The organism is Paenibacillus camelliae, from assembly GCF_023715345.1.
Taxonomy (GTDB): domain Bacteria; phylum Bacillota; class Bacilli; order Paenibacillales; family Paenibacillaceae; genus Pristimantibacillus; species Pristimantibacillus camelliae.
Genome location: NZ_JAMBNY010000006.1, coordinates 89,457 through 113,731 on the forward strand (window position 1 = coordinate 89,457; position 24,275 = coordinate 113,731).

Sequence of the window (24,275 nt, forward strand, 5' to 3'; positions counted from 1 at the left end):
CCCTTGTTTGTTTTCAGCTGCGTGAGTTGCTCGCCTCAAACATTTGCAAGCGGTGAAGTGAACCAATAAGATACTTGGAGGCTGCACCGACAAACAAGCCGGTTGCTATGCCTGCGAGTAGTAAAAATGGCAAGTAATAAAATATTTTCGTAGTGCCGAGAACGATGGAGGCTGCCAGCAGCTGCCCCAAATTATGAACGATGCCGCCCATCACACTGGTCATCATTAAGCTGAATAGCTTGGAGCCGAATCGTACCATCATGTACATGATGATAAAGCTGCTTACAGCACCAAACACACTAAATATAAAGGTGGAAAAGCTGCCGAGAATAAAGGATGTAATGAGCGTTTTTATGAAGATTAGCAGAAAAGCGTCCCGACCGCCTAAGCAAATGAGGCAGGTCAATACAACGATATTTCCTAGCCCCAGCTTTGCACCTGGTATCGTCACAGTAAACGGAATAAGCGCCTCTATGATGCCAAGCACAACAGCCAAGGAAGCAAGGATAGCAACAATCATTAGCTTTCGTAATTGATATTGATCAGGAGACAATGACATCGACTCCCTTCGAATCGTCGCCTCCATCTATTTCTACAAAAATTCGATTAGGCAAGCAGACGATATTTTCATCCTTGGAATGAATGTGGCCGAAGCCGATACAAATTTGATCAGGGCAATTGGATTCCAGCATTTCAATACCCATATTCGAAACCTTCAACAGGTTGTATCCTTTTCCTGAGCTAATCTCGATTTCGTAGCCTTCCTCAGTAAGTGCGACTTTATCATAAAGCTCTCCATCTACATAAATGGAGGCAAATGCCGCTTCCTCGTGATGATGGTTATCTCCAAGCGTTGAATATGTGAACCAAGAAAGTGCAATAACTATCAGTGCCGCAATCGCCATGTCGCCTCGCTTCATAGCACTTCACTCCTATCTCATGTACGTACTTTAAGGTTAACACCTTCTAAAATGTGCGAGAATGATATTTGTCACAGGATTAACCCCAAAAGTTTGATACGCTCTATGCAGACACGGGGTGGAGGCGATCGCATGCGCTATAGAAATATCGGCACGATGATTTTAGTTACTTGTTTTCTAATCCTTTCAGGCTGTGGCAATACGGTTACTAGCAGCACTTCTACCGTTACGAAGCCGATTAGTAAAAATTATTTCATATTTGACACCGTAGTTAGCATAAGGGTGTACGATGAGCGGATTAGCGATACTCATTTCAAAGAGATAGAACAACTGCTGGAGCATATTAACGAGACGATGAATCGCTTTGAGGAAGAAAGCGAGGTCTCGAGTATTAATCAGTTCGCTGGTGAATCTGCTGTACAGGTATCTGAGGAAACCTTCCGTATCATTCAGACAGCTAAGGAGTATGCTGAGCGTTCCGGTGGTAAATTTGATCCTACAATCGGACCCCTAGTTGATTTGTGGGCCATTGGCAATGGAGGCAGCAAGGTCCCACCACAAGCAGCAATTGAAGAAGCAAAGCAGCTCGTTGATTATGAGAAGCTACTGCTTGATGAAAGCCAGCTAGCAGTGCAGCTTGATGATATTGATATGACTCTTGATCTAGGCGCGATTGCTAAGGGCTATGCTGCAGACGTCGTCGCAAATTATTTGCAGAAGCAAGGCTTCTCAAGCGCGATTATTGACCTTGGTGGCAATATTGTTGCGATGGGCAATAAGCCGGATGGTTCGGCATGGTCGATTGGCATTCAGAGCCCAGAGGAGAATCGAGGGGAATACTTAGGCACCCTTGAAGTGCGCGATCAAACGATTGTTACCTCTGGTGTGTATGAGAGGTATTTTATCGATCAAGATCAGCTATACCATCATGTTTTAGATCCTTTCACAGGCTATCCTGACAATAATGAGCTCGTCAGCACAACAATTATTACCGATCAATCCATGCACGCAGACGCCATGTCAACATCGGTGTTTTTGCTGGGCTTGGAGAAAGGAATGGCATTTGTTGAGGCCACGGAGCATACAGAGGCGATATTTGTAACCGGTGAGCATAAGGTGTATGTAACATCAGGGCTCAAGGATAGGTTTAAGCTAACCAGTGAAGCATATGAATTTGCTGAGTAGAGCTGAGTGTACTTCAAAGCAACGATAATAAAGACATTAAAAAAGCTACCCTGCACTGACACTTACTAAGGTGTTGTGCAGAGGTAGCTTTTAATATAGACTTACAATCATTGATCGCTAGTAGTTAATCTATTGGTTAGCAGCTATTAGCTCTTCGATTGCATTCTCGATCTCTAGGATTGAATCGCATGGCTCGAAGCGTTTGATGACCTGACCCTGTGCATCGACTAAAAACTTTGTAAAGTTCCAGCGGATATTGTTCCCAATTAAATAATCAGGATAGATTTCCTTAACTGTATTCGTAAGAATCACTTCCTGAATATTACTAGTATCAACTGGGCGAGGCTCGACCTCATGCTTCAGATAGTTGTAGAGTGGGTGTGTCGTTTCTCCATTTACATCGATGACATCGTACATAGGGAATTGAACCCCGTAGCTCGTTCTGCATGCACGAGCTGTTTCTGCTCCATCCTCAGGGTTTTGATTGGCGAATTGATTGCTCGGAAAGCCAAGCACTGTAAAGTCTTTATTGTTATACTTTTCATAAATGCGCTGAAGATCCTCGAATTGATACGTGAAATCACATTTATTCGCCGTGTTCACAATGAGCATAGCTTGCCCTTTGTACGTTTGCATGGAGACAATGTCCCCATTGGATTTTTTAGCTAGATAGTTATAAATACTCATCGTTGTTACTCCTTTTTATGTAATGTTCTCTGCTGCCTTTCTATCATCATATTCTATTAATCTATAAAATTCCACAAAAAAGGACTGTACAGAAGAGTGTGGATATCCATCATCTGAACAGTCCCTTATACGGTTTATTTTATTTTCAAGCGGTAGGAGAATTGCTCGTGATATTTTTGGAGTCTTTCATCACTTGTCAAACTGCTGCCAAGCTGATGGCTAAACTGGCGAGATTTCAACTCGACGATCGACCTACCCAGTGTTTGTTCTAGCTGGGCGGTTTGTGAATCAATAACGACCCCGTTCTTCAAAACCTCAAATATTAACGTTGGTTCAAAGTCAAGCTCCTTCGTTTGATTGACAATGACATTTACACGTTGAATAGCGGTACTCGACATTAAATCAAGCGAGGTTGATGAATCGATAATTTCAATGCCGTCCATTGAAACGACCGGATACGCTTCTTCTGGCATCGATACATTAACAGTATTGGAGCTGCTAAACCATTCAATCTCATAGCCTAATGCTTCACTGACGGCACGAACAGGCAGATAGGTTCTATTGTTATAGGTCAGTGGAACGTCTTTGCCGATATCAATCTCTCGGCCATCGTTCGTAATTTTAATGTGTTGTGCAAGTGTTGCAATCACTTCATTCTTTCCAATGGCATAACCAGCTACTCCCGAAAAAGCTACACTAAGGATCAATACAGTGAAAAACACGACAATTGCTTTCTTTTTCATATGCATCTCCTTTACATTAAAAAGTAATACAATAATTTCCATGGAGATTTTAACATCAATACATTTATTTGTCTATGATCATAACGTTATTATCGATATTTACAATAATTCTTATATACACAAGGAGTGAGAGAGATGTTAAAGTAGTAGAAGTGTAGAATTATAGAAAAGGAGCTTACGAGAAACAAATGCTGCAGCGAATAAAACAAGATTGGTTTTCTAATATACGAGCGGATGTTTTAGCGGGGATAACAACGGTTCTAGCTTTAATCCCAGATTCTCTTGCCTTTGCATTTATAGCAGGAGTTAATCCGATGATCAGTATTATTTCCTCGATATCGATTTTAGTATTAATCTCAATATTTGGCGGCAGACCTGCAATGGTATCAACGACCGCCGGATCGATGGCCGTGCTTATGACGGCATTAGTAGCAACGCATGGTGTGGAGTATTTATTTGCAGCTACGATTTTGACAGGCATTATTCAATATCTAATGGGCAGGTTTAAGATGGGGCGCTGGATGAGCTTTGTTCCTCATTCCGTCATAACAGGCTTTATTAATTCATTAGCAATCCTTATCTTTATATCGCAATTAAGATATTTTGAGAATCAGTCGTGGGGCATGTATGCGATGGTTATAGGAACGCTCGTTATGATTTACGTGATTCCTAAGTTTTTCAAAGCAATCCCTTCGCCCTTGCTCGCAGTTGTTGCCATGACGCTTTTAGTCGTCTTTGTTCCGGGCTCATTGCAAACCGTTGGCGATATCGCAGCGATCGATACATCATCCGTTAATTGGTTCCATATTCCGATGGTTCCATTTACGTTCGAAACGTTAATAATTATTCTGCCTGTTGCATTGTCACTTGCAGTGGTTGGATATTCAGAAACGCTGTTAACACAAACGATTATTGATGAGATGACCGATACGAAGTCGGACAAGGATAAAGAAATGCGTGGACAAGGTATTGCCAATACGGTTACTGGCTTTGTAGGTGGGATGGCAGGCTGTGCCCTTATCGCGGAATCAGCCATCAACGTAAAGGTTGGTGGACGAGGAAGGCTGTCTACGTTAGTTGCGGCTGTTATGCTGCTGCTAATGGTGTTTGTACTCGATGATCTGCTGAACATTATTCCGATTGCGGCACTTGTCGGGGTTATGATGATGGTATGTATTGAAGTGTTCGATTGGAGTTATATACGCCATATTAGAAGCAAACCATTTGCACATACCTTTATTATGGTTGTCACCGTCATTGTGATGGTTACGACTCATAACCTAGCACTTGGTGTAATTGTCGGTGTGCTGATGAGTGTTATCGTGTATGCCTACCGTTCAGCATCGCACCTAGATATTGAGAAAGAGACGAATGATAATCTCTCGGTTTATCGGGTGAAGGGTCAACTGTTTTTCGTATCCAGTAACGCATTGCTGGATAGCATTGATTTTACAGATGAAGCTAACAAGGTACAGCTTGATTTAAGCTCTGCTCATGTCTGGGATCACACTGCTAAGCAGACGCTTGATAAAATTGTAACGCGATTATCTGAAAAAGGTAAAGAAGTAGAGGTAGTTAGTCCAAGAAAACAAAGTGCTTAGCTATAAAAAAATATGTTTATTGTTGTTTTATTTATAATTTAATTAATAATTATTTATGGAAGCGGAGAAAAACCGCTTCTCTTTTTACATAGTTAATACCATTAATTTCTATATATGTTTAATTATTGAAGTTAATCCTAAAGTTTTTGCAGTGTACTGTATACGCTTACATTCTATAATTTTAAATGAAAGGAGGGACAAGCTTTAGCCAACAACAAGATTCACAGCCAAAGGCAAATCGACTAACAGAATGGGAAGTAGACAGAATGTGTCAAAAACTATTTTTTAGGAGGTTGGTTAGTATGATTAAGTTTAATAAGAGAAGTGTGAAATTGTTAATTGCAGCTACGATGTGCTTCTGTATGCTTGCAACAACAGCAAGTGCAAACACCTATTGGCAAAATTGGACGGATGGCGGCGGTACTGTAAATGCGGTTAATGGATCTGGTGGTAATTACAGCGTTAACTGGTACAATACCGGTAACTTTGTTGTTGGTAAAGGCTGGGCTACTGGCTCTCCTAACAGAACGATTAACTACAATGCTGGAGTATGGGCACCATCTGGCAATGGATATTTAACACTATATGGTTGGACGAGAAATTCACTTATTGAATATTATGTCGTTGACAGCTGGGGCACATACAGACCTACTGGTCAATATAAAGGCACGGTACACAGTGATGGTGGCACATATGACATCTATACAACAATGCGTTACAACGCACCATCCATCGATGGCACACAAACATTCCAACAATTCTGGAGTGTTCGTCAATCTAAAAGACCGACAGGCAGCAACGTCTCTATTACGTTCAGCAACCATGTGAACGCATGGAGAAATGCTGGTATGCATCTAGGCAATAACTGGTCATATCAAGTATTGGCAACAGAAGGCTACCAAAGCAGCGGTAGCTCGAATGTAACGGTTTGGTAATAAGCTGCCTGTAAGCTCTGGATGGGGTCTGCTGAAGCTAACTTCAGCGGCCCTGTCTGCTAAGGTAGGCCAAGTATCCGGATTCACTAAAATTATTTATTGTTACCACTCCACATAAAGGAGATCGATACGAATGAGAGCCATATTAATGTGTTTTATAGTAATACTATCCATCATAGCTAGTGGTTGCTCGCAGGAAGCTGCTCAGACGAAAGCACAGCAAACAACTCAGCAGTCTTCTCAGTTGAATAATAACAAACCTGAAGACCATCGTGAAAAAATAGTCGTAAGTGGTGAATTTATATTCGTAGAAGGCGGTAGTATCATAAGTGAACACTCAAATTTTAAGGGTGAAACGATACCTAGCTTTTATATTGGACAATATGAAGTTACTCAAAAAGAGTGGATGGACGTCATGGGAGACAATCCTTCAGCATTTGTAGGCGAGCAGCGACCTGTCGAAATGATTAGCTGGTATGATGTTATCGAGTTTTGTAATCTAAAGAGTGAAAAGGAAGGGCTAGAGCCTTATTACAATATAGATAAAAGTAATCTTGATCCAGATAATAAAAGTGAGTTCGATCCGATCAAATGGACGGTAACAATCAATAAGGATGCAAACGGCTATCGTCTTCCAACGGAAGCGGAGTGGGAATATGCTGCAAGCGGTGGTCAATTAAGCAAAGGATACCTGTATAGTGGCGGTGACGATGTTAACGAGGTGGCATGGAACTGGCGAAACGCTGGTAACAACTACTTAGAAGGAGATTGGAACTGGCCAGCAATAGAAAACAATCGGAATCAAACTCAATTAGTTGGCTCTAAGGAGCCTAATGAGCTGCAGTTATACGATATGTCTGGAAACGTAAGAGAATGGATATGGGATTGGTATGAAGATGAAGATAGCGAAAGTGGCTTACAGCGAGTTGTAAAGGGAGGCGGCTGGATGGGAGGCGAGAACAACAATGAGGTTGCATTCCGCGGTAGGTTCGAGGCAAGCGGATATGGGCCAGATCAAGGCTTTCGTCTAGCACGCAATGACTCTTGAAAGTAAAGATATAGAGTAAGTTTGTTATTGACAGTTATATTTGGAAGAATTATACTGGTTGAAATATTTCAACTTGCACATGACCTATCGCCCTTTTAGCGGCAATAGGTTTTTATTTTTTATATTACTTTTACAAAGGCAGGTGTTATGAACAGATGGAAAACATAATAAGTTATTATTCACAATTCGATGAATGGGGTAGATTAGATCGTGAGCCCTTAGAGTTTTATATTAACTGGCATTACATCAAGAAGTATGTATCACCACACGATCAGGTTTTAGATAATGGAGCAGGACCAGGAAAATATTCAATGGAGTTAGCGAAGCTGGGATGTAACGTGACATTATCTGATCTAACACCTCGACTGGTTAACATGGCAGAGGAAAAAGCACATGAGCTTGGCTTACATGAACAGTTCAACGGCTTTCATGTACTGAACGCGATCGACTTGGAAGGAATTGCGTCCGAAAAGTTCGATGCTGCACTGATGCTAGGTCCGCTTTATCATTTGCAAAGAGAGGAAGAGCGAATAAAAGCAGTAAACGAATTGTTTCGCGTTACAAAAAAGGGAGGCTTAGTATTCGTCGCATTTCAAAGCAGAATGAGAATGACCTTAACTTCCTTGCAATATCCACAGTACTGGAAGCCTAACGACACATTGGATTCTATTCATGAGTTTCGATCGACTGGAATCTTTAATCATACCGATAAGGGGAGGTTTACAGGAGCGTATTACTTTAACATCAATGAAATTAAACCTTTTATGGAGAAGCATGGTTTTGAAACGATTGATGTGGTAGCTTCTTCTAGTATTGGTGGACTATTAAGCAGTGATCAAATAAAGGTATGGGAAGATAAAGGAGAGTTGCAGATGCTAATGAGCTTACTTGTTGAGCTTGCTAATGACCCTTCGGTGCTTGGCATATCCTCTCACCTTCTATATATCGGTAGAAGAAAGTAGTTGTGAATGCACGACACAACTGTTGATCGGTATAATTCAACCATTGGTTGAGCCCCCCCCGTTCACCTCTATACACAAACAATCAGAGGCACGCTACGATAGTGGTAATTCTTTAAGGGAGGTTATCTAAATGGATAAGTTAAATGGTTTTGGCGAAAAAATTGCGAAGCTGCGGCGTTCCCACGGTATCACTCAAGAAGAGCTTGGAAAACAATTATCCGTTTCCGCACAAGCAGTTTCCAAATGGGAGAATGGTGACTCTTTACCCGATCTTCCGCTTATTGTTGAGCTCGCGCAAATATTTGATTGCTCGACCGACTACTTGTTGGGGAGGTCAGGAGGACTTTCAACGCTGTTACCACAGATTCATCAAGCCTTCGCTACGATGGCAATGGATGATAAAATTGCATTTCTTAGCGGTGTTATTACAGCCACAGCACCGTCAATCCTTACTCCCTCGGTAGGGTCGTATCGGCATCCAGCGCTTGTAGATATTTATCTAGGGCAACCGGAATAGGTCTATGGGCGAAGGATCGAATATCCTGTATAGTAACACCGCAGTTTCTAGAGGAAGCACTAGAAACATTAGAACAGGAAGCTGAGTTCCCGCTCACACTTCTGCCCGATGAAATTCGTCTAATCTTAATCGCCCTATTACGAGATATGGATGATTTGAAGCCAGATTATGCGATGGATGAAATAACGTTGAAGTCTTACTTGCCGGATTCTACTAATTTTGATCGCGTCATTACAGAGTCTATTGAGCTCGGATTCGTAGATCGAGTACGCGGTGGCTATCGACTAAATTTTAATGCGGATCTTGCTGTTCGATTACTAGTTATTATTCATCAAGCTATCAATAAAAGGGCGACGATGAATGTGACGGTAGGCAAGCCAGATTGACTATCAAGTAACGGTTGTGCACGAATATAAATCTAAGCAAAGAGCATTCCCGTAAGATGGAACGCTCTTTGCTTAGACCCTTATCAAGATTGTAAATCAGGACAGTATAGCACTTATAAAAGCGTGTCATCGTTTTATGAAGTATTCTATTAATAGGAGTGTGTGGAAGCATGAAACAGAAAAGAATAATACTTATTGCAATCGCCATTATATTATTTCTATGTTCATCAACAATGCTGGCTGCATCGGATAAGATAAGTGCTTATCTATTCAAAGGAAAGCTAGTCGTTAACAATCAAATGGTCGACTTAAAGCAGGATGTGTTTAATATTAATGGCAGTGTTTACGTTCCGTTACGAGCTTTTACGGATCAGCTGAGAGGACATGTTAGCTATAACAAAGACGAGCAAACGATCTACGTGGAACAGTCAACAACAACGACAAAGAAGTCTACTGTGAATGCTAAGGATTCAGATAATATATTTACGCTGCATGCTTTCGCCAGTAAATCGGAATATGAATACGGAGAGCCTATCGAGATCTGGGCCAGATTATCTAACGATACGGATCGCGTAGTGAATATATGGCATGGCCCATTACTCATCAATTATTACATCACCGACGAGGACGGCTTCACGAGCCATGTGTTAGCTGGATTAGCTTTGGAGTCCAGCACATTCCAAGCTGGTGATGAGCTGAATAAGAGCTTAGGTCGTAATGATTTCTTAGTGTATCATCTCAATAAAATTGGGTTCGACAATATTGACGATGTGAATGCTTACTTGAATAATGCAGATCGTCCGTCTATGCTTCCACCAGGTGAATATACGATCACCGTAAAAGCTGAGTATAAACTTGATGATGAAGTTGAAGCAGGAGCACAATGGCATACGTTAGAGGCATCTATTCCACTGACAATCCAATAGACGAAGTAAACTAGCTGGAAATATATTCGGCAATAAGAACAAAAAGCTGTAAGGCATCTCAACATGTCCTTACAGCTTTTATTCGTTATAGCTAGGCTAAGGTTAGCTGCTTTTCTTTACGGCGAACCATAGCGTCCATACATCCTTCTCGATAATTGGAAACTGCTTATGGCTAAGCTTTTCCTTTAAAAAATCGATCATATCAAGCAGCTCTGCATCATTCAATTCATGTAGAATAGACCGCCCTGTTCGCTGCATCAAGTCATTTGCTAACTGCTCGAAGCTATCATAAATATATCTAGTCTCCCAAAGTGTCTCGACTTTAACGACTTGAAAACCACTTGATTCTAATGCCTGTTGTACTTGCTCCGATTCATATCTCCTAGCAATTTCTTTAGGTTTTAGCTGGGGAAATCTTTCGAAGAAATAACCTCTAATGTGATGTTCATCTCCCGGTAGCAGACAGTTTTCAGGGGTTCTATCCTGGATAATCAAAGCCCCGCCTTCCTTAAGAATGCGAGAAGCCTCGACAAAACAAGCATCTATATTATCCAGATGGTGGATTAGAGCTCTCTCTAGTACAATATCCAAGCTTTTTGAGGGGAGAGCTGTGTGGTATGCGTCACCTTGATGAAACGTAGCATTGCCTATATGCTGACAGTTCGCAGCGGCTCCTTTTAACATCACTTCTGAGAAATCAACACCAATGACATGACCTGCACCCATCTCTAGCAGCGCTTTTGTATAAATGCCGCCCCCACAACCAATGTCAGCAATTTGCTTATTCGAGACATCAATGGTATTGAGTATGAGTGATTTCCAAGTGTCATCAGCGCTTCTCATCGCATAGGTATGTCTGTTATGCTCATCGTGAAAGTTTATTGGCAACGGGATCGACTCCTTCCAATAATAAGTTTCGTACAATGAAACATAGTTTCATATATATATTATACCATATTGTTCCACAACTCGCTTATTCAATAAAAAAACAGCACTCAAACCGTTAGACGTGGGTCTAATCGTATGGGTGCTGTATCCGCTTGCGTGTCTCCATTCACATCATTAAGAGTTTTTCGGTTGTGTCTAACAGTGAGCGCTCCATTTATTGCGTAGAGGAGGAGCATAATCAGCTTGCGTAGTTATCCTTTCGTGATACTACTCATACAGCCATATGCCTTCAATGGTCATATGTGCTGGAAAGGCTGTCTCGTCCACTTCCACACGATCGTACCAGCCGCCTACGGCAAGATTGAGAACAACATAAAAGGGCTGATCAAACGGGATTAGGTAGGGTGTATTATCTTTTTTCAATAAATGCTCAGCATAGCAATGCCCGTCAACAAGCCAGCGGATCGAATGCTCATCCCACTCCAAGCCATAATCATGAAATTCATTAATCGTACTGTTTGGCAGCTGATAAGCATACTCATCGGTTGCCTTGTCATCCCAAGCCTTGCCGTAGTGGAGAGTTCCCGACACTTGCTGTGGCAAGCGACCCTTCGCCTCCATAATGTCGATCTCACCGGAAGCAGGCCAAGGTCCATATGTTTGGTGCTGCGGCAGTAGCCATATCGCAGGCCATAAGCCTTGACCTACCGGCAGCTTGGCACGAATAACTAGCTTACCGTATTGATAAGAAAAATGATCCTTCGTGTCCAGACGAGCGGAAGTGTAGGCGAAGCTTCGACCATCCTCTGTTTCAACGTCCTCACGACATGCGCACAGATGAAGGCCCGATTCATCGATATATAGGTTGTTCGATTTCCCAGTGTAATACTGCTGCTCTCCATTGCCCCAGCCCGCAACGATGACATTTCCCTCGTCATCGAGTAAGTCATTGCCGATCCGAATATTCCAATCCTTCAAATTCGCGCCTTCCTTCAAGAAATCTTGATGCCATATAAGCTTACTCATCACATTTACACCCCTTTCGTATAGTTTCAGCATACTGATTTTCAGCTCTTGGTCAAACAAATCTAAAAAAATGGGATAGGGTCAAAAATGATGGCCTTTTTTTTATGTTTGCGTTTTCATACGATGAAATAGAAGGGGGCAGGGAATATGCATCAACACAAAACAGGACTTATGAAGTCATTTCTCAGACAGTGGCAATTGCAAAGTATGGTTATCCCTGGCATTGTCTGGATGTTCATCTTTTGTTATATCCCCATGTTTTGGCTCATTATTGCATTTATGGATTACAGTATAGCGAAACCGATGCTGGAATCACCCTTTGTCGGCTTGAAACACTTCGAAAGCTTTTTGTCGGATGATCGTTTCTGGCGTTCCATCCGCAATACATTGGGGATGAGTACGATTAAGCTTGTTCTTGGTTTTCCAATCCCGATTCTCTTTGCGTTAATGCTTAATGAGATTCGGAGCATCCGGTTTAAGCGCTCGGTACAAACGATCTCATATCTACCGCACTTTATCGCATGGACGATATTCGGTGGTATTACGCTCAATTGGCTGGGCGAAGGTGGGGTTGTCAATCAGCTGATGATGGGACTGGGACTTCAAGAGCGCGAAATTCTATACAATAGCGATCCGAAATATTTCTGGTGGATTACGTACTTTACCGATACGCTGAAGGAGACCGGTTGGAGCGCCATTATCTATATTGCTGCGATCGCGGGAATTGATCCTGGACTGTACGAAGCCGCAGAGCTCGATGGTGCCAATCGCTGGCAGCGAATGTGGCATATTACGGTTCAAAGTATTCGCCCAACGATTGCGATCTTGTTTATTCTTGCAGTCGCAGGCATACTGGGAAGCAACTTTGAGCAGATCTTCATGCTGAAGAACAACATGAATATGAAGATGGCGGAAAGCTTAGACCTGTACATTTATAACATGGGTCTCGTATCTGGACGTCATTCGTTCTCGACAGCCGTCCTCTTTGTTCGCTCGATTGTAGCACTTGGGCTGTTGTTCTTAGCCAATTACACCTCCAAAAAGCTGACGGGCGACGGAATTTTCTAAGAAGGGAGACGGAACGATGGACATACGTAGAAGGTTTCGAAGAATCGGAGTATTCGAGGTCTGCAATACGCTGCTTATGCTGGCCGTTTGCTTTATTACACTGTACCCGATGTGGTTTGTATTCATTAACTCGCTTAATGCACCTGAACAAGCGTTGCTTGGTACAGTTAATTGGTTTCCGACGGAATTTTCTTTGGCAAGCTACAGCGTCGTGTTTAACGATAAAAGTCTGATGAATGGCTTTTATATAACGACAATGCGTACCGTCATAGGGACGGTGGTGCATGTGTTGTTTACGGCGATTGTGGCCTACGGACTGAGCAAGACGAATTTGATCGGTCGAAAAATTTATATGAAGATCGCCTTAATTACGATGCTGTTTTCAGGTGGACTAATTCCTACCTTTATACTAATGACGAAGCTTGGCTTGTACGATAATTTCTTAGTATTCATCATTCCTGCGATGTACACCTTTTTCAATATGGTTATATTTATGAGCTTCTTCCGAACCATTCCCGAAAGCTTAGAGGAATCTGCTAAGGTTGATGGTGCTTCGGACTACGGTGTACTATTCAAAATCGTGCTGCCGAACAGTATGGCCGTTATCGCTACGATCGCACTGTTTTCAGCGGTCTATCACTGGAATGACTACTACCAAGGGGTTATCTACATTCACTCGCAGGATAAGCTGCCACTGCAAACGATGCTCTACAAAATTATTGCGGAGAACTCCATGTCGTTTATGCAGCAGCAAGCGATGGCGCAATTCGGTGCAAGGCTGCCGGGCAACTCGATCAAATTTGCTTCCATGATGGTAGCTACACTGCCAATTCTATTGTTCTATCCCTTCATTCAGCGCTATCTCGTCAAGGGCGTCATGATTGGTGCGATTAAAGGGTAATATCAATACAACTAAAGCGGAGAAAGGATGATTTAGTAATGAAGATCAAGCTCAACAAATTAAGCATGACGATAGCTCTAGCGGCAATTTTAATACTAACGATGGCCGCATGCAGCAAATCTAACAACAGTGACAATAATACACCGACGACATCACCAACTAATCAGTCACAGGAGCAGCAGCCAGAAGTAACATTGAACCCTGATGAGCCAGCATGGAAGCTAGATACTAGCCCAGTAGATTTAACGTGGTTCGTAGGAGCAAACTGGTACCCTCATAGCTGGGGAGAAAGCTTAGCATCTCAGTATGTAACAGAAAAAACAGGTGTTAACGTAACGATCGAGGTGCCATCTGGTGAAGCCAATGAGCACATTACACTAATGATGACCTCTGGCAAGCTGCCGGACATCATATCGATGGGATCTTGGGAAACCGCTGTTAAAAAGCTTTGGGAAGGCGATCATGTCTATGCACTGAATGAGCTGGCAGATCAGTATGACCCGTACTTCTTCAAGGTAGCTGGTGATGGTACATTGAAGTGGTACCGCCAGGAGAACGGCAACACGTATGGTGTGCCTAATGATTCCTATAGCCCTAACCTTATGCATGAAACAGGGATGACTGCTGCTAACCAAACATTCCTCGTACGTAAAGATCTATATGAGGAAATGGGTAGTCCAGATCTAACAACACCAGAGGGCTTCCTTGGTGCATTGCAGCTGCTGAAGGACCAATACGGTCAGTACAAAGGTCAGCCAATCAGTCCTTTCTTTGCACAGGGTAATGTTCCTTATGGTATGACAGAGTATCTGCAAAACCTACTTGCTGTTCCGTATGAGCAGGACGGTAAGGTGTATGATCGCATAACAGATCCAGATTATGTTACATGGCTAAAAACATTCCGTACAGCCTACGAACGCGGACTTATTAATGTAGATTTTCTAGTGGATTCTGATTCACAGGTAGAGGAAAAAACAAACAATGGTCGTTACTTTATGATGGTTCGCGAATGGACGGGAATGGCAGCTGTTAATCCAATGCTTGCTGCAAGTGAAAACCCTGACTCCTATTACATCGCAGTTGATGGACCTCAGAACAGCAAAGGAGAAAGCGCGAAGCTGTTCCCTGGTAATATGGACGGCTGGATGGTTACGATGATTAGCAAATCTACGAAAAACCCTGAACGCGCGATTCGCTTCTTAACGTACCTAGCGAGTGAGGAAGGCCAAAGAGATTTATTCCTTGGTAAAGAAGGCGAAACGTGGGATATGGTAGATGGCAAGCCACAGCTTAAGCCTGAAATGGTCCAGCTACTTGATAATGATATTGAGAAGCTAGAGAAGGAATACGGCATTATGGATACGTACTGGATGATGCGTAACCCAGTTATTATTAACCAATGGAGACCAGAGAAGGCTCCAGTGATTAAGCAAATGGAGGACTTTGCTAACAGTCAAGCTGATATTGATAGCGGTATCTATAAAGGCTTAGATCCACTAGGTGATTCTGATGTAGCGGTAGCATGGTCTCGCATCTCTCAAAACTGGGAGGAAGTGCTGCCTGAGCTCATTATGGCAAAGGATGAAGCAGCCTTCGATAAAATTTTCAATAGCTTCCTTGATCGCCGTGTAGAATATGGCTTTGACCAAGTAATGGAATACCGCCAAGCAGAGCTTGATGCACGAAAAGCGAAAATGGCAGAATAGTAAATGCTAGAGCAGTAAATGCAAGAGTAGCAAGTGAGAGAGCATTAAGGCTCATAGCTTATACCAGCCGCCGTATTGGCGGCTGGTATTCTCTGCTTTTATCGCAATCACGCTCTCCCTGCAGTACAAGCGTGATATGACATACCAGCATAATTGTAATATATGGTATATTACAGAGGTGGGGAGGGGCAATGATATGGAATATTTGCTGTCTAAAATGAGGAAGCTTTACCGCAATGCCCGTATATCTCAAAAGCTGTTTTTAGCGTTCAGTATGACCATTGCTATTCCTGTATTTATCGTTTCTTTCTTATTTATTCGCACGCAGGAAACACAGCTGTACAATGAGGCAATGGCCAATGGCAGCAGCCATGTCGCACGGCTTAACGAGCAGCTGCGGAGCAGGATGGATATGCTGGAGAATGTGTCCTCTACCGTGCTGACTCAAAAGACATTTATCGACTTTATTCACTCGAACATGCGAGAAGATGGATTGCGGCTAGTGAAATTCAGACAAAACCACTTTGAGCAGATGCACAATATTATTCAAAGCAATGAAATGATTAGTGAGCTTAGCTTTTATGTCGATAACCCGAATCTCTATGAGATCTGGCCTGAAATTTATCATTATGATAGGTTTTGGCCGCAGGATTATTGGTTAACCCTGCGCGATGAAGGGGGAGCGGCTTACCGACTGTTTGCCTATAAAGATGGCGAGCATACACTCTCCTATTATCGACTCGTACGCCTTCAGGAGCAGCAGCAAAAGCATCCTAGCATTATGGAAATTCGTATGGATCACAGTGTGTTTTTTAGTGAGCTGCTAGATGATACGGGTGGAGATTTTTTCTCTGTCATCATGGATGGAGCAGATCCTTCTAAGCATGTATACAATGCCCAGCATCAATTTTCGCTACACGCAGGCGATCAACTTGAAGTAATTTTAGGCAGCATACACCAGCAGCTGGATATGCTGCAGCAGAACAGTCCGATTAAGGTGAAGGTAGGCGACAATACCTACTATGCGTTGTATCGCTACATCGCTCCGCTCGAGGCATATGTCGTCGATATTGCATCACATCACGCCTTAATGAAAGAGCCACGCTACTGGTACGGACTTGTGGTAGCGGTTACATGCCTTGCGCTGTTGTTAATGCTGCTCATTGTGTCACAGACAACGAAACGTATGCTGCGCCGCTTAGATCTTGTGTTGTCTTCGATGCGCAAGGTACGCAAGGGTCAGTTAAACGAGAAGATCGATACGGGTCTTGAAGGGAACGAAACAGGTGATGAGATCGACGAGGTAGCGATTAGCTATAACAAAATGCTGGATGAGCTTCAACGTCTTATGACGCAGGTGGTTGATAAGCAGCTTGTTGCTAAAAACGCCCAGCTGCACTCGCTTCATTCGCAGATCAATTCTCATTTCTTATACAACGCACTGGAGTCGATTCGAATGCTGGCAGAGGTTGAGCGTCAGCCGGCTATCGCAGATGCGCTCGTGTCGCTCGGTTCGCTGCTGCGCTACAGCATGCAATGGCGCAGTGATACCGTTGCACTTCGAGAAGAGCTGGCGAACATACAGAGCTATATTCAGTTTATTAACTTTATGGAAGGAAGAGGCTTAGAGCTATCCACTGATATTCCTCAGGAGGTGCTTAGCTACGCGATTCCTAAAATGTGTATGCAGCCAATCGTGGAGAATGCTGTTCATCATGCAGCTCCATCGCACGGCACTATCCGTATTCACATTACCGTTGAGGTGGAAAGTGACAGTGTGCTGCTCATTAAGATACGAGATGACGGTGTCGGTGTAGAGCCTCAAGTGCTGGCTCAGCTACAGGCGGTGCTGCATGAAGATTTGGATACACCTATCGTTGCAAGCAAAAATGGACTTGGTCTAGAAAACGTACATAAGCGGCTGCAGCTTCACTACGGAAAAGACAGCGGCTTATGGATCGACAGTGTGAAGGGCAACTATACATGTGTAACGATACATTTACCTTGGGAAAATGTGAATCTTGGGGGGTGGTAGAATGATCAACATTTTGATTGTGGACGACCAGAAGCAAATCCGTGAAGGTCTGCAGGCAATGCTGAGCCAGTTTCCGCTGCATATTGACCATATATATTGTGCTGCAAGTGGAGTTGAGGCACTTGAGCTATTGCGTCAAATCAGCTTTCAGCTTGTTATTACCGATATTAAGATGCCGGATATGGATGGATTAACGCTGATGGCGCATGCCAAAGAGGAGCAGATTAAGGTAGAGTTCTTAATTATAAGCGGCTATAGTGATTTTGCTTATGCACAAAAAGCGATTGGATTAGGTGCCAAGGGCTATCTGCTTAAGCCTGTAAAGCGTGCGGATCTGCAAACTGCAGTAGAGCATGTGTTACAAGAAGTAAAGACAAGTGAGGCACTGTCACGCAATATGGAGGATCTTTCTCGCCGGGCCGAAGAAACAGATCGAAGAGAGCTGTGTATGTTTATGCAGGGCTCAGCAATCGATGAGGTATGGCTGCGTGAGACCGAGCAGAAGCATTCTAAGCTGTGGAGTAATTATCGGCTATGTTTGCTGCGTGAGGAGCTATGGATTAACCAGCCGAGTGCAAGCAGCTCACATAGCATAGAGTCGATTGCTTATCGCGTCTTCGGTAAAAATGGATGCATCTGCTTGCAGCATCGTCCTCATCTTATTATTGCGATTGATGCAGCTATAGATACTGGGGCATTGCCTGCTGCGCTTAAGGACGCGCAGATCGGTGTAATCACCGCTATGACCAATCCGCAGCAGGGCTTGCTGTCACTGCCAACCGCCTATACACAAGTGATGGAGCTCTATCGCCATAGCTACCTGTTTCCTGATAAGCAGCTCATCCAACCTGCGCATATCGAGGGGCTTGTTCAGCAGTGGCAGCTCCCATATGAGGAGCTGTATGAGCTGTTTCATCTCATTGGTACGAAAAATAGTGGGAAAATTGCTGATGGAATTTCTGCCGTGTATCGAAAAGATATATTGCAGCGCTATCATATCGGCTATACTCAGCAGCTATGCCGTGCGGTTGTTCAGCTGCTGGAGGAGTATGAGCGGGTCATCAGGCCTTATATGGGGGAGGAAGCGCTAGATATAGAGTGTCTACGTAATCTTTTCGATCACCGAGGTATTCGTGAATATATTCAAGCGCTGCAGCAGCAGTTGCTTCGATTGAACCAGTTTTATTACGAGTTTAAATGCAGCTATCGCAATACGCAGGACTTAAACGAAGCGATACGCTTTATTCATGAAAATTATTACAAGCCGCTGGATCTTGCGATGGTATCCAACCATGTCTCGTTGAACTATGCTTATTTCTCCAATCTGTTCAAGAAGAATATCGGCAAGGGCTTTGCAGAGTATTTACGCGATGTGCGGTTAGATAAGGCAAGACGCCTGCTGGCAGAGACTGAGCATAAAATCGTAGAGATTGCTGCAATGGTCGGATATGAAAGCTACAAAAGCTTCACTAGAGCCTTCCGCGATGTGATGGGCATGCAGCCAACAGAGTATCGAGAGCTGATGCGACGGAAATATGAACAAGAAGGGAAGCTGAAGGACCCAGCGCTATAAATGGGCAAAAGCCAAAAAAATGGGTCATGATAAAAACAAATGTACCTTTTATGACCTACTAATGTTCGATAGAATATAGGTGTCCTCCTGTGAAAGCGATTTCCTAAGCGCGTCCACAGAATGATTACTACCCAATTGATAAAGAGCCGCATTACGAAATTGGCGGAAATGCTCGCAAAAGAAGGCCCGAATGTTCGCTTTCCCACAGTGTAGGTTTTATAGCGATTAGACATGAGCTAGCCATGTATCGAAAGCTGTAGCTGCGCTATGTGATCACGGATGTTCGGGCATCACTGTTCATGACCGCCTTTCGTTCGTTTTTCGTTTTCGAACACAGGGGAGAAGATGATGCGTCAACTAAAGTTCGAGGAGGGTAAATAATGAAGCAAATCCACATTCCGATGTTCATGCAAAAGGTTTTGTGTTTGTTCTTGGTAGTAGTGATGGCAATGAGTGTCGTCCTATTGCCATCTTCGAAGGTTCAGACTGCAGCAGCGGCAGGAACTACCGTTACCTCTATGACTTACTTTTCACCATCAGATGGACCTGTAATCTCAAAATCAGGAGTTGGGCAAGCGAGCTACGGCTTTGTCATGCCAATATTCAACGGAGGCTCTGCTACTTGGAATGATGTTTCCGATGATGTAGGCGTAAATGTGAAGGTCGGCGGCAGCTGGGTTGACATTGATCAAACAGGCAGTTTTGTTTATAACCAAAACTGGGGGCATTGGAGCGACAGCGGTATTTATGGCTTCTGGTTCACGCTTTCTGAAACGACAGAAATTCAGCTGTATTCCAAAACAAGTGCAGCTACACTCGACTATACACTCGTCTTTCAAAATGTTAACAAGCAAACGATTACTTCAATGACACCGACACAAGGACCGGACATTACAGCAGGATTTACAGGAGGAGCGGGCTTTACGTACCCGACCTTTAACAATGATCCGCTAATCACCTATGAAGCAGTAGCTGATGATTTGAAGGTGTATGTAAAGCCAGTAAACAGCAGCACATGGATAGATATTGACAACAATGCGGCAAGCGGCTGGGTTTATGACAGCAACTTCGGACAGTTTACTGAAGGCGGCGGTGGCTATTGGTTTACGGTAACGGAATCGATCAATGTTAAGCTCGAATCGAAAACCTCTTCCGCTAATGTCATCTATACGATTATTTTTAATGAACCGGTCAGAAACTCATATACCCTTACGGCTTATGATGGAACGACCTATTCAGCAGATGAAAGCGGCGTAATTGGCATCCCGCTTCCGAAAATTGACGGAAGTGCAGCAATCGGCTCTGAACTTGGCAATTTTGTCTATGAGATTAACGTCAATGGTCAATGGGTAGACATGAGCAATTCTAGCCAGAGCGGCTTCGTATACTCAGGCAGCGGCTACAATAATATGTCAGATGCCAATCAGTGGGGATATTGGGCTGATTACATTTATGGATTGTGGTTCCAGCCGATACAGGTTGATATGCAGATCCGCATTGGGTACCCGTTGAATGGTCAGGCAGGCGGAAGCATCGGCAACAATTACGTTACCTACACGTTTATTGGAAACCCAAATGCGCCGCGTCCAGATGTTTCTGATCATGACGATATCGAGATTGGTACGCCGAGCGATCCAACGATCGCGGGGATGAATCTTATATGGCAGGATGAATTCGAAGGCAGCACGCTCGATTTGAACAAGTGGAGCTATGAGCAAGGCTACTACATTAATGATGATCCGAATAGCTGGGGCTGGGGCAATGCGGAGCTGCAGCACTATACGGACAGCCCGCAAAACATATTCCTTCAGGACGGGAAGCTGAACATTAGAGCGCTGAACGATTATAAATCATTCCCACAGGATCCGAATCGTTATGCGCAATACTCCTCTGGCAAAGTTAATACAAAGGATCATTTTACCTTCCAGTACGGTAGAGTAGACATCCGAGCTAAGCTTCCTACAGGCAATGGCATCTGGCCAGCGTTATGGATGCTTCCAGAGGATTCTGTGTACGGAGCATGGGCCGCATCAGGCGAGATCGATATTATGGAAGCGAAAGGGCGCTTACCAGGTACGACTAGCGGTGCTGTTCACTTCGGCGGCCAGTGGCCAGTGAATCGCTACATTGCTGGCGAGTATCATTTCCCAGAAGGGCAAACGTTCGCGAATGACTATCATGTCTATTCGATGGTATGGGAAGAGGATAATATTAAATGGTACGTCGATGGAAACTTCTTCTTTAAAGTATCGAGAGATCAATGGTACTCAGTCGCTGCACCTAACAATCCGAATGCACCGTTCGATCAGCCGTTCTATCTCATTATGAACTTGGCAATTGGCGGTCATTTTGACGGCGGACTGACGCCAGACCCATCGGATATTCCTGCGACGATGCAGATTGATTATGTACGTGTGTATAAAGAAGGCAGCGGTAACGGCGGTAATCCTGGCAACGGCAACGAGAATCCTCCGTCGAATGTCATTGTTATCGGTGACGAAGAAAAGGGGCTGAAGAAGACTGGCGATGATCTATTGTTCTATGTGAACGGTGCGACCTTTGCTGATCTGCATTATAAAGTGAACAACGGCCCGCAGCTGAATGTGGCAATGACTTCGACAGGCAACGGGAATTATACGTACCCTGTCAATAATCTGCAGGCTGGAGATACGGTCGAATATTCCTTCACGTATAATCCGGGACAAGGAGCACTAGATACGCCTTGGTTCACTTATATTCATGGGGTAACGCAAGGCACGCCTGAGTAAGTGGATAGAACATAGCAGAATATAGAACACAGCAAGCAAACAGGCTAGGGCTACCCTAGCCTGTTTGCGTTATATTTAGCAGTGAAACTTTTAATGAGGCGCGGCTATTCAGCGGTGAATTCTCTGTTGATCTGTGGCTATTCATATCATTGTGCGATACACTATAAATATAACAATTAACATTTTCTGTATATTGGTAATATATTTGCAGAGGGAGTGTGGAGCAAGTTGGATAAGACGAGACAGGTTCGTTTGTTTAACAAGCAAGCTGTTCAATATAAGACAAGAAAAGAAGGGGCTGCCCTAAGAAGCTGGCGCCAGAAGCTTTTGCGTCATGCAACAGGAGAAGTGCTCGAGCTTGCAGTAGGAGCAGGAGCTAATTTTCCTTATTATCCAGATGGTATAAAGCTGACAGCAACTGATTTTAGTCCGGACATGCTTAAACATGCACGGGAAGCTGCGGCCGGATATTCACTCGATGCTACGTTTATATTAGCTGATATAGAGGAGCTAGACTTTCCAGACCATTCCTTCGATACGATTGTCTCATCATTATCCTTCTGCAGCTACGAGCACCCGCTGCATGTCATGCAAAAGATTAAACGTTGGTGCAAGCCGGATGGGCACATATTGCTGATGGAGCACGGGATTAGCTCGAATAGAGTTGTGTCCATAGGACAGCGTGTGCTTAATCCGTTACTGCTGCGTACGATTGGATGTCACCATACGAGAAATATTCCTGATATTGTACGGCAATCAGGAATGTTCATCGAGCGTTCGGAGAGTCATATGCTCAATATGGTTCACCTCCTATGGGTAAAGCCAGAGAAATGAACAGGCGGGCGGATCGAGAGTTATCATCTTTCAAAGCTGATACAATTGAAGAGATGCTCCGCTATTCCATATTTAGATATAGAGGTGTTTTATGTTAAAGAGTAAAAGGAGCAAAATAGCTGCTCTTCTATTTATCTTTTTATTTTTAATGTGGCTCCTAAGCTTTTTCATACCGCAGCTTACCATTCGCACGTATATGGTTACTAGACTCCAGCTTGTGAGTGCATTTACATCAAATATTACAGATATGGAGCAGTATGATCGTCAATATGGCCATTATTATCAAGTAGAAGGATTGATTGATCATGCCACTGGTGAAGAGATAGGTGTATTCTACCTTCAAAAGAAGGGACCTTTCTGGACGGTATCCAGTGTAGGAGGAGCACCTTAGACTAAGAGAGGAATAGAAAAGCAGGACGAAATAACATAGTAAAAGCACCATGCAATGCCGCGCACGGTGCTTAGGGATATATATGAACAGCCTGAAGATTATACTTTCTGCATGAGACGTTGTAGGTGCTCTTCTACTAATAGATTGCGCTGCTCCTGCTTTGGATCGACCGCAGCGGAGTTATAGCTAACGTGGCGGTATGGATCAGGATACATTCCACCTAATTCAGACTGAGCCTCCCACTCCATAACCTTTCTTTCGATGCGCTCGAAGCCCTCTACGGAAGAGCTGCCTTGTAGATGATATTCTGCTTTGCTTTGCGAACGATTTAAGCGAGACATGAGCTCGGTACGCTTTGCTTGCAGCTTGCTTTTTTCTTCCTGCAGCGCTTCAATACGCAATTCCAAATCTATCGATGTTTCTCTAGAAAGCTCAATAAAGCGTGCAGTTTCATCTGCTTCTTCCTTGTATCTAAGCATCGCTTCAATTGCTGTACGAGCTTCAACTTCACGTGCTTCTGAAGCAGCCTGCTCTGCTTGCTTTTCGTATAAAGCAGCTTGACTGTTTAGCTCCTCATGCTTGCGCATTAGCATTCTTTCTTGCGCTTGCTGCTCCACAATTGCACGCTCCGCATCTGCAAGCTTTTCATCCAGATCTCTCAAGTAATGATTCATCATCGTAACTGGATTTTCTAATTTATCCAGCATGTCATTCGTTACAGCCTTTGTCATTTCAAATACACGTTGTAAAATTCCCATCGTTCATTTCTCCTTTAATATAGAATAATATGTTATGTTCAGTCTTTTTTGATTAGTCATAGTTTGTAATAGCTAAGCTAGTATTGATTAATAGTGATAGTTCGAAAATGGATTATTACCATAAGGCGCTTTTGGTACAATGATGGAGGCTACAATGTAGCAAAGTGCTACTGCTCCAAAGCTACACAATGCACTGATCACGACAATTAAGCGAACAATCGTTGCATCAATACCAAACCATTCTGCAATACCTCCACATAGCCCTGTCACCTTAGAATCTGTCATCGACCGATATAGTTTTTTCACGTTCAATCATCCTCTCGTCTTGTTCTTATGATGTAATTGTATAGGGAATCACAAAGTATTTTAACGTTCTAGAGTCTACTCTTTTTACTGGTCTTTAGGTTGAGTCTAACC

24 protein-coding genes are annotated in these 24,275 nt (G+C 43.4%); 16 read left to right on the plus strand and 8 right to left on the minus strand.

Annotated elements, in window-relative coordinates; translation table 11 throughout:
- Nucleotides 1-13: 13 nt before the first annotated feature.
- Both M3180_RS12205 and M3180_RS12210 read right to left on the minus strand, forming a co-directional pair.
- Nucleotides 14-559, minus strand: coding sequence for a Gx transporter family protein (locus tag M3180_RS12205; RefSeq protein ID WP_251667779.1), 546 nt, complete (start codon nt 557-559; stop codon nt 14-16).
- Nucleotides 543-920: a NusG domain II-containing protein gene (locus M3180_RS12210; protein WP_251667781.1), complete on the minus strand. Its 378-nt coding sequence runs from the start codon at nt 918-920 to the stop codon at nt 543-545. Before M3180_RS12210 ends, M3180_RS12205 begins: the two co-directional genes overlap by 17 nt.
- 132 nt (nt 921-1,052) lie before the next feature.
- Here M3180_RS12210 and M3180_RS12215 point away from each other — a divergent pair, with 132 nt between their 5' ends.
- Nucleotides 1,053-2,105, plus strand: a complete 1,053-nt coding sequence (locus M3180_RS12215) for an FAD:protein FMN transferase (protein ID WP_251667783.1) — start codon at nt 1,053-1,055, stop codon at nt 2,103-2,105.
- 129 nt (nt 2,106-2,234) lie between these two features.
- Here the strand turns inward: M3180_RS12215 and M3180_RS12220 are convergent, their stop codons facing one another.
- Together M3180_RS12220 and M3180_RS12225 are read right to left on the minus strand one after the other, a co-directional pair.
- Nucleotides 2,235-2,792: a glutathione peroxidase gene (locus M3180_RS12220; RefSeq protein WP_251667785.1), complete on the minus strand. Its 558-nt coding sequence runs from the start codon at nt 2,790-2,792 to the stop codon at nt 2,235-2,237.
- Between the two features lie 134 nt (nt 2,793-2,926).
- Nucleotides 2,927-3,535 (minus strand): stalk domain-containing protein, encoded by a 609-nt coding sequence (locus M3180_RS12225; protein WP_251667787.1) that lies wholly within the window; start codon nt 3,533-3,535, stop codon nt 2,927-2,929.
- 188 nt (nt 3,536-3,723) lie between these two features.
- Here M3180_RS12225 and M3180_RS12230 point away from each other — a divergent pair, with 188 nt between their 5' ends.
- The 7 genes from M3180_RS12230 to M3180_RS12260 all read left to right on the plus strand — a co-directional run bounded on the left by M3180_RS12230 (nt 3,724) and on the right by M3180_RS12260 (nt 9,910).
- The gene (locus M3180_RS12230) at nt 3,724-5,136 is read left to right on the plus strand and encodes a SulP family inorganic anion transporter (protein ID WP_251667788.1); all 1,413 of its coding nucleotides are present in this window, start codon (nt 3,724-3,726) and stop codon (nt 5,134-5,136) included.
- 302 nt (nt 5,137-5,438) lie between these two features.
- The gene (locus M3180_RS12235) at nt 5,439-6,071 is read left to right on the plus strand and encodes a glycoside hydrolase family 11 protein (RefSeq protein ID WP_251667790.1); all 633 of its coding nucleotides are present in this window, start codon (nt 5,439-5,441) and stop codon (nt 6,069-6,071) included.
- 133 nt (nt 6,072-6,204) lie between these two features.
- Nucleotides 6,205-7,119, plus strand: coding sequence for a formylglycine-generating enzyme family protein (locus tag M3180_RS12240; RefSeq protein WP_251667792.1), 915 nt, complete (start codon nt 6,205-6,207; stop codon nt 7,117-7,119).
- A gap of 155 nt (nt 7,120-7,274) precedes the next feature.
- Nucleotides 7,275-8,081 (plus strand): class I SAM-dependent methyltransferase, encoded by an 807-nt coding sequence (locus M3180_RS12245; protein ID WP_251667793.1) that lies wholly within the window; start codon nt 7,275-7,277, stop codon nt 8,079-8,081.
- 130 nt (nt 8,082-8,211) lie between these two features.
- Nucleotides 8,212-8,598, plus strand: a complete 387-nt coding sequence (locus tag M3180_RS12250; RefSeq protein WP_251667795.1) for a helix-turn-helix domain-containing protein — start codon at nt 8,212-8,214, stop codon at nt 8,596-8,598.
- A 146-nt stretch (nt 8,599-8,744) separates the two neighbouring features.
- On the plus strand, nt 8,745-8,984 hold the full coding sequence (locus tag M3180_RS12255) for a DUF1803 domain-containing protein (protein ID WP_251667797.1): 240 nt from the start codon (nt 8,745-8,747) through the stop codon (nt 8,982-8,984).
- A 170-nt stretch (nt 8,985-9,154) separates the two neighbouring features.
- Complete coding sequence (locus tag M3180_RS12260) at nt 9,155-9,910, plus strand: stalk domain-containing protein (protein ID WP_251667799.1); 756 nt, start codon at nt 9,155-9,157, stop codon at nt 9,908-9,910.
- Between the two features lie 102 nt (nt 9,911-10,012).
- Here M3180_RS12260 and M3180_RS12265 read toward each other — a convergent pair whose 3' ends face one another.
- Together M3180_RS12265 and M3180_RS12270 are read right to left on the minus strand one after the other, a co-directional pair.
- On the minus strand, nt 10,013-10,798 hold the full coding sequence (locus M3180_RS12265) for a class I SAM-dependent methyltransferase (protein WP_251667801.1): 786 nt from the start codon (nt 10,796-10,798) through the stop codon (nt 10,013-10,015).
- Between the two features lie 267 nt (nt 10,799-11,065).
- On the minus strand, nt 11,066-11,824 hold the full coding sequence (locus tag M3180_RS12270) for a glycoside hydrolase family 16 protein (protein ID WP_251667803.1): 759 nt from the start codon (nt 11,822-11,824) through the stop codon (nt 11,066-11,068).
- Nucleotides 11,825-11,971: 147 nt separating this feature from the next.
- Here M3180_RS12270 and M3180_RS12275 point away from each other — a divergent pair, with 147 nt between their 5' ends.
- The 8 genes from M3180_RS12275 (at nt 11,972) to M3180_RS12310 (ending at nt 23,100) form a co-directional block, all read left to right on the plus strand.
- Entirely contained in the window at nt 11,972-12,892 is a 921-nt protein-coding gene (locus M3180_RS12275; protein ID WP_251667812.1) for an ABC transporter permease, read from the plus strand.
- 16 nt (nt 12,893-12,908) lie between these two features.
- A complete protein-coding gene (locus M3180_RS12280) occupies nt 12,909-13,793 on the plus strand; it encodes a carbohydrate ABC transporter permease (RefSeq protein WP_251667814.1) in 885 nt (294 codons plus the stop codon).
- 38 nt (nt 13,794-13,831) lie between these two features.
- A complete protein-coding gene (locus tag M3180_RS12285; protein ID WP_251667816.1) occupies nt 13,832-15,499 on the plus strand; it encodes an extracellular solute-binding protein in 1,668 nt (555 codons plus the stop codon).
- 196 nt (nt 15,500-15,695) lie between these two features.
- Complete coding sequence (locus tag M3180_RS12290; protein ID WP_251667818.1) at nt 15,696-17,534, plus strand: sensor histidine kinase; 1,839 nt, start codon at nt 15,696-15,698, stop codon at nt 17,532-17,534.
- Nucleotide 17,535: 1 nt separating this feature from the next.
- Nucleotides 17,536-19,107, plus strand: a complete 1,572-nt coding sequence (locus M3180_RS12295; protein WP_251667820.1) for a response regulator — start codon at nt 17,536-17,538, stop codon at nt 19,105-19,107.
- A 380-nt stretch (nt 19,108-19,487) separates the two neighbouring features.
- Complete coding sequence (locus M3180_RS12300; protein ID WP_251667822.1) at nt 19,488-21,875, plus strand: glycoside hydrolase family 16 protein; 2,388 nt, start codon at nt 19,488-19,490, stop codon at nt 21,873-21,875.
- A 228-nt stretch (nt 21,876-22,103) separates the two neighbouring features.
- Nucleotides 22,104-22,709 carry a class I SAM-dependent methyltransferase gene (locus M3180_RS12305; RefSeq protein ID WP_251667824.1) on the plus strand — a complete coding sequence of 202 codons (606 nt, stop codon included), beginning with the start codon at nt 22,104-22,106 and terminating at the stop codon, nt 22,707-22,709.
- A gap of 91 nt (nt 22,710-22,800) precedes the next feature.
- The gene (locus M3180_RS12310) at nt 22,801-23,100 is read left to right on the plus strand and encodes a YjcN family protein (protein WP_251667826.1); all 300 of its coding nucleotides are present in this window, start codon (nt 22,801-22,803) and stop codon (nt 23,098-23,100) included.
- Nucleotides 23,101-23,198: 98 nt separating this feature from the next.
- Here the strand turns inward: M3180_RS12310 and M3180_RS12315 are convergent, their stop codons facing one another.
- Together M3180_RS12315 and M3180_RS12320 are read right to left on the minus strand one after the other, a co-directional pair.
- Entirely contained in the window at nt 23,199-23,858 is a 660-nt protein-coding gene (locus M3180_RS12315; protein ID WP_251667828.1) for a PspA/IM30 family protein, read from the minus strand.
- A gap of 87 nt (nt 23,859-23,945) precedes the next feature.
- A complete protein-coding gene (locus M3180_RS12320) occupies nt 23,946-24,164 on the minus strand; it encodes a PspC domain-containing protein (protein WP_251667830.1) in 219 nt (72 codons plus the stop codon).
- Nucleotides 24,165-24,275: the final 111 nt, after the last annotated feature.

What these genes read in the sequence shown, in the direction of transcription:
- M3180_RS12210 (WP_251667781.1), bottom strand. Translation starts at nt 920, where the DNA reads ATGAAGCGAGGCGACATGGCGATTGCGGCACTGATAGTTATTGCACTT.
- M3180_RS12205 (WP_251667779.1), bottom strand. Translation starts at nt 559, where the DNA reads ATGTCATTGTCTCCTGATCAATATCAATTACGAAAGCTAATGATTGTT.
- M3180_RS12220 (WP_251667785.1), bottom strand. Translation starts at nt 2,792, where the DNA reads ATGAGTATTTATAACTATCTAGCTAAAAAATCCAATGGGGACATTGTC.
- M3180_RS12235 (WP_251667790.1), top strand. Translation starts at nt 5,439, where the DNA reads ATGATTAAGTTTAATAAGAGAAGTGTGAAATTGTTAATTGCAGCTACG.
- M3180_RS12295 (WP_251667820.1), top strand. Translation starts at nt 17,536, where the DNA reads ATGATCAACATTTTGATTGTGGACGACCAGAAGCAAATCCGTGAAGGT.
- M3180_RS12255 (WP_251667797.1), top strand. Translation starts at nt 8,745, where the DNA reads ATGGATGATTTGAAGCCAGATTATGCGATGGATGAAATAACGTTGAAG.
- M3180_RS12250 (WP_251667795.1), top strand. Translation starts at nt 8,212, where the DNA reads ATGGATAAGTTAAATGGTTTTGGCGAAAAAATTGCGAAGCTGCGGCGT.
- M3180_RS12310 (WP_251667826.1), top strand. Translation starts at nt 22,801, where the DNA reads ATGTTAAAGAGTAAAAGGAGCAAAATAGCTGCTCTTCTATTTATCTTT.
- M3180_RS12240 (WP_251667792.1), top strand. Translation starts at nt 6,205, where the DNA reads ATGAGAGCCATATTAATGTGTTTTATAGTAATACTATCCATCATAGCT.
- M3180_RS12300 (WP_251667822.1), top strand. Translation starts at nt 19,488, where the DNA reads ATGAAGCAAATCCACATTCCGATGTTCATGCAAAAGGTTTTGTGTTTG.
- M3180_RS12215 (WP_251667783.1), top strand. Translation starts at nt 1,053, where the DNA reads ATGCGCTATAGAAATATCGGCACGATGATTTTAGTTACTTGTTTTCTA.
- M3180_RS12245 (WP_251667793.1), top strand. Translation starts at nt 7,275, where the DNA reads ATGGAAAACATAATAAGTTATTATTCACAATTCGATGAATGGGGTAGA.
- M3180_RS12230 (WP_251667788.1), top strand. Translation starts at nt 3,724, where the DNA reads ATGCTGCAGCGAATAAAACAAGATTGGTTTTCTAATATACGAGCGGAT.
- M3180_RS12225 (WP_251667787.1), bottom strand. Translation starts at nt 3,535, where the DNA reads ATGAAAAAGAAAGCAATTGTCGTGTTTTTCACTGTATTGATCCTTAGT.
- M3180_RS12270 (WP_251667803.1), bottom strand. Translation starts at nt 11,824, where the DNA reads ATGAGTAAGCTTATATGGCATCAAGATTTCTTGAAGGAAGGCGCGAAT.
- M3180_RS12315 (WP_251667828.1), bottom strand. Translation starts at nt 23,858, where the DNA reads ATGGGAATTTTACAACGTGTATTTGAAATGACAAAGGCTGTAACGAAT.
- M3180_RS12280 (WP_251667814.1), top strand. Translation starts at nt 12,909, where the DNA reads ATGGACATACGTAGAAGGTTTCGAAGAATCGGAGTATTCGAGGTCTGC.
- M3180_RS12285 (WP_251667816.1), top strand. Translation starts at nt 13,832, where the DNA reads ATGAAGATCAAGCTCAACAAATTAAGCATGACGATAGCTCTAGCGGCA.
- M3180_RS12275 (WP_251667812.1), top strand. Translation starts at nt 11,972, where the DNA reads ATGCATCAACACAAAACAGGACTTATGAAGTCATTTCTCAGACAGTGG.
- M3180_RS12290 (WP_251667818.1), top strand. Translation starts at nt 15,696, where the DNA reads ATGGAATATTTGCTGTCTAAAATGAGGAAGCTTTACCGCAATGCCCGT.
- M3180_RS12260 (WP_251667799.1), top strand. Translation starts at nt 9,155, where the DNA reads ATGAAACAGAAAAGAATAATACTTATTGCAATCGCCATTATATTATTT.